General features: G+C 66.8%; 3 protein-coding genes, 1 tRNA gene and 1 pseudogene. 2 read left to right on the forward strand and 3 right to left on the reverse strand.

The genetic code is table 11. The annotated features are described in order from the left end of the window. Positions 1–301: pseudogene (locus AC31A1_RS47020) on the forward strand (hypothetical protein); the annotation flags it as partial. Between the two features lie 200 nt (positions 302–501). On the opposite strand, the gene AC31A1_RS47025 reads toward AC31A1_RS47020, so the two are convergent. From AC31A1_RS47025 to AC31A1_RS47035, 3 genes are all read right to left on the reverse strand, one after another. Next, positions 502–1,233 (reverse strand): nucleotidyltransferase family protein, encoded by a 732-nt coding sequence (locus tag AC31A1_RS47025; RefSeq protein WP_489659197.1) that lies wholly within the window; start codon positions 1,231–1,233, stop codon positions 502–504. A 96-nt stretch (positions 1,234–1,329) separates the two neighbouring features. After that, positions 1,330–1,785: a hypothetical protein gene (locus AC31A1_RS47030; protein ID WP_489659198.1), complete on the reverse strand. Its 456-nt coding sequence runs from the start codon at positions 1,783–1,785 to the stop codon at positions 1,330–1,332. A 240-nt stretch (positions 1,786–2,025) separates the two neighbouring features. After that, positions 2,026–3,162: an ABC transporter ATP-binding protein gene (locus tag AC31A1_RS47035; RefSeq protein ID WP_489659199.1), complete on the reverse strand. Its 1,137-nt coding sequence runs from the start codon at positions 3,160–3,162 to the stop codon at positions 2,026–2,028. Between the two features lie 272 nt (positions 3,163–3,434). On the opposite strand from AC31A1_RS47035, the gene AC31A1_RS47040 reads away from it, so the two are divergent. Continuing rightward, a tRNA-Thr gene (locus tag AC31A1_RS47040) sits at positions 3,435–3,511 on the forward strand. Positions 3,512–4,752: the final 1,241 nt, after the last annotated feature.

A 4,752-nucleotide genomic window follows, 5' to 3' on the forward strand; every position in this document is an offset into this window, starting at 1 on the left:
GGCATCCAAGTCGCCCTCCCGCCCCGCGACTTCGGCCAAGCCGTCCGGCGCCGCGACGACCCCGGGCGCGACCCACTCCTCCTCCGGTACGGCCACCAGCGGCGCCCCCAGCCAGACCCAGGGCACCGCGGGCCGCACCCAGCCCCAGCAGTCCTCCCCGGTCGGCCAGGCCCCCAGCACCACCTCCGGACCCACGTCCAGCGGCGGCACCAGCGGCGGCACCGGCTCCAACGGCGGCTCCAGCACCGGGGGTTCATCCTCCTCCGGCCAGCCGGGCCTGGTGGGCGGCCTGTTGGGGTAGCTGGGCCGGTGGGCGGCTTGTTGACACAGTCGCCCACCGGCTGACCTCCGAGGAGCAGGAAGTGGGCCCGCACTTGTCCAGTGCGGGCCCACTGTTGTGCCTTTGTCTTTTAGGGGCGCGGGGCTGTGACATGAGCGGCTCCGCCGCGGGGCGCGACCAGCCACAGCGGACCGGCACTCGAAACACAACCTGACTGGCCGTCAACGCCCGAGCGCAGCAAGCTCCTTGGCGGCTTCCCTGAGGTCCTTCGCGGTATCGATGGCCCGCCAGTAAGCCCCCTGAGGAATAGGGAACCCAGCCAACCGCCGCTCACGAGCAAGGTGAGGGAAAGTCGTCCGCTCGTGATCCCCCCGCTCCGGCAACAACCCCGCGAACTCGGGCGAGAACACGTACACCCCCGCATTGATCGCGTACTGCGTCGGCGGCGACTCGATGAAGTCCGTGACACGCCCGAAGCCGTCAGTCTGCACGGCCCCCCACGGGATCCGCGGCCGAGCCAGCGCGATCGTGGCGACGGCGTCGCGCTCGGTGTGGAAGTCGGCCATGTCGCGCAGCGAGAAGCGGGTCCAGATGTCGCCGTTGGTGGCGTACCAGGCGCTGTCGGGCCGGGGCAGGTGCGCGGCGGCGTACTTGAGGCCGCCGCCGCGGCCCAGGGGCTCCGTCTCGACGACCGTGGTCACGTCGACCGGCAGGTCGGCCGACTTCAGCCAGTCCTGCAGCACCTCGGCGAGATGCCCGCAGCTGACCACCACGTCGGTCACGCCCTCCTCGGCGAGCCAGACGAGCTGGTGGCCGATGATCGGCGTCCCCGTGCCGGGGATCTCGACCATCGGCTTGGGCCGGTCGTCGGTGTACGGGCGCAGCCGGGATCCCTGGCCACCGGCCAGGATCACGGCTTGGGTGGGGCGCGACGCGGCGTTCGGATCGGTCATGACCCGAACTGTACGTGGCGGCCCCACCGTATCTTTCGGCTGCAACCGTTCCTTAATCAGCCGTTACCGACCTCCTACTCCGGGCACCGGCTCCGGTCAGCTGTGCGCGGCCATGACCCCGGAGGCGAACGAGGTGTCGCACACGGGGCGGGCGTAGGACTGGGCGCGTGCGGCGCCGTAGATACGGACCGCGGCGCGGCCCAGTGCGCGGGCGATGGAGGTGCAGTGCGTGGCGAGCGACGGGTGGCCGTTCACCGCCTCCTGGAGGTGCGTCAGGACGACGCCGGGGTTCTTGTCCTGGAGCTCGGTCATGAGCTGGTCGCGCAGGATGTCCTGCGGGGCGCGTGCGGCGGCCCGCGAGGAGGCTCCGGCCGCCGTGATGTCCGTCGCGGTGAGCATCGAGCTGGAGGGGCTCCCCGACCAGTTGACCCGGGTGACCGCGAGGGTCCCGGAGAGCACCATGACGACGGGCAGGACGAGGGCGAGCGTGCGGCCGACCCGGCGGGCGGGGCCCCGGCCGCGTCGCGGCTGTTGGTTATTGGAGTGCTTCACGCGTGTGAGGGTAGCGTCCGGTAATGATTTGGCGACATTTAGTCACCAATTCGGGGGATGGATTGGTGCCTCGGATTGGGTAAGGCGTTGACGAACGCTGCTCGAAATGACCGCTCTGCCGGGGTATTTGTCGACACGGTCGGGGGCTGCGCGCAACAGGAAGGGCCCCGCGGCTGTCCGCGGGGCCCTTCCTGGGAACGTTTGATCAGCCGGTGAGAACCGATCAGCCGGGAGAACCGATCAGTCGGTGAGTCGCTCGCCCGTGGAGGTCGAGAACACGTGGATCTCGCCCGGACGGGGGACCACGTGGAGCGTGGAGCCCTTCTCCGGCACCGAGCGGCCGCTGACGCGGACGACCAGGTCCTTGAGGTTGTCGTCGACCTTGGCGCTGCCGTAGACGTAACCGTCGGCGCCCAGTTCCTCGACGACGTTCACGGAGACGGCGAGACCGGCCGGGGCGTCCTCGGAGTCCTTCGTGAGGGACTTCGCGGCCTCGCCGTTGTGCTCGTCGATGTCGAAGTGCTCGGGGCGGACGCCGACGGTGACCGTGCGGTCACCCTTGTCGGTGGCGGCCTTGAGCGCGTCGCGGTTGACCGGGACGACCGAGTTGCCGAACTTCACGCCGCCGTCGGTGATCGGGACCTCGATCAGGTTCATGGCGGGGGAGCCGATGAAGCCGGCCACGAAGAGGTTCTTGGGACGGTCGTACATGTTGCGCGGCGAGTCGACCTGCTGGAGCAGACCGTCCTTCAGTACGGCCACCCGGTCGCCCATCGTCATGGCCTCGACCTGGTCGTGGGTGACGTAGACGGTGGTGATGCCGAGGCGGCGCTGCAGCGAGGCGATCTGCGTACGGGTCGAGACACGGAGCTTGGCGTCGAGGTTCGACAGCGGCTCGTCCATGAGGAAGACCTGGGGCTCACGCACGATGGCGCGGCCCATCGCGACACGCTGGCGCTGACCGCCGGAGAGGGCCTTCGGCTTGCGGCCGAGGTAGTCCGTGAGGTCGAGGATCTTCGCCGCGTCCTCCACCTTCTGGCGGATCTCGGCCTTGTTGACGCCGGCGATCTTGAGCGCGAAGCCCATGTTGTCGGCGACCGTCATGTGCGGGTACAGCGCGTAGTTCTGGAACACCATGGCGATGTCCCGGTCCTTCGGCGGCAGGTGCGTGACGTCGCGGTCACCGATGCGGATGGCACCGGCGTTGACGTCCTCAAGCCCCGCGAGCATCCGGAGCGAGGTGGACTTGCCACAGCCGGACGGACCGACCAGAACGAGGAACTCCCCGTCCTCGATCTCGATCTCCAGTCCGTCTACGGCGGGCTTCTCGGAACCCGGGTAGATCCGGGTCGCCTTGTCGAACGAAACAGTGGCCATGGTGAAGGGCCCCCTTCTACCGGCAGGAACGTGCCGGACGATCCGTTGTAGGAAGGTGGTGGTGTAGTCCACGCGAGTGAACTGGGTCAGGACGGTACCTGGCGTTTGCCTGGTCTGTCAGTACCTGGACCCATGTGAACTTCGAGGAAATTTTCGACAGGGTGCCACGGGGACCTGGGTACACTGCACGGGCACGTGATCGCGCGCGTCCCGGGCACGCGGGTTCGGGTATGTCCCGTCCATGTCCCGTCGGGTAGGCACGCATCGCACAGGCCTCCTTAGCTCAGTTGGCCAGAGCAACGCACTTGTAATGCGTAGGTCGTCGGTTCGAATCCGACAGGGGGCTCCAAGGTACAACACCCCAGGTCAGGCCTCTGACCTGGGGTTTCTTGTTTCTGGTGACCTTGAAATCGACTCAGATTGGGCATGTGCGGTCTATGCATCGTAATGCGTAGGTCGGAGGTGTGGTTTCTGTGGCCGTATGGACATTCTGATCCTCTGACCTGGTCTTTTGTGTGTTCGGGAAGCGTGGATCCGGGTCGTGCAAGGTGGCCCGGTGGGCAACCGGTGGACAGCCATGCATGACAGTCCGTCAGGCAGCTCTCGCGGCTCGTGGGGCGAGAGATGAAATGGCCCAGTCTCCAAGGGGACGCTCGGCGGCGTCGGGACTGTCCGGTCCACACAAGCCTCGCGTCCAGTTTGGCTCTTGGTGACGATCACGAGCACACGCAACCGCCGATCGGGACAGGAGCATCGAGGGAGCGGCCCACGGGCCGCGCTTCCTGACGTTGCGCCAAGTCGCCAGGTGCGCGGTCGCCGGTTCGATGTAGTGAAGTCGCCGAACGGTGCAGCGTCGGAACGGACCTGGATGCTGCGCCCACCTCAGGTCGCCCGCCCGTGAGGTGGGCAACTTCCTGGCCTTGGGGGAAGCCGCCGAGTGGCCTGCCGAAGGTCCGCAGGAGTGCAGCTTCGCGCTCGCGGAAAGGCGACGATGGCTGATGTGTATCCACGTGGCCGGCTCGGCCCCCTCCCGGCAGGCAGACCTCTATCGGGCCCGACATCAAGATCGCCAACCTGCGCGGTGCTGAAAGCGATCTCCTCCGTCAATCGCATTGGGGTGATGTCGGCGACAGGTGAATCAGGCTCAGCTGCCGCCAACAGGTGGTCCATGACCCGTCGTTCAATCGAGCTGACCGTCCTCTGGGTACCGCGGCACTACGCCACTTCGTGTGGACGACCTGCCCACTCGAATCCCTGACAAAGTGCTCCACGAGCGCTTCACGAGTTCTTCAAGGTGCGTCAAATCTTGGCAATGCAGGATCGGGTGGGCGTGGCCGTCGCTGTCTGGTTCTCACCTTGGGGTCGGGCGCCAATGTCCGTGTTTGCAGTAGGTCCGAAGTGTCATGGACGCTTCGAAACTACTCTAGATCGGTCTCGTGTCGACTGTGGCTGAAGTTCCTCGATGAGCTCGTTCGACCTCCTGCGGCCTGGGCGTTTCTTCCTTGACGCGTGCAAGTAAGGCGAAGTTAAGGTTCCTTAACTTTTGAGATTCATGTGACTCCGGGGTGGGGACTCTGTGAGGTCGGGGAG

It is taken from the genome of Streptomyces sp. P5F9 (assembly GCF_057961495.1).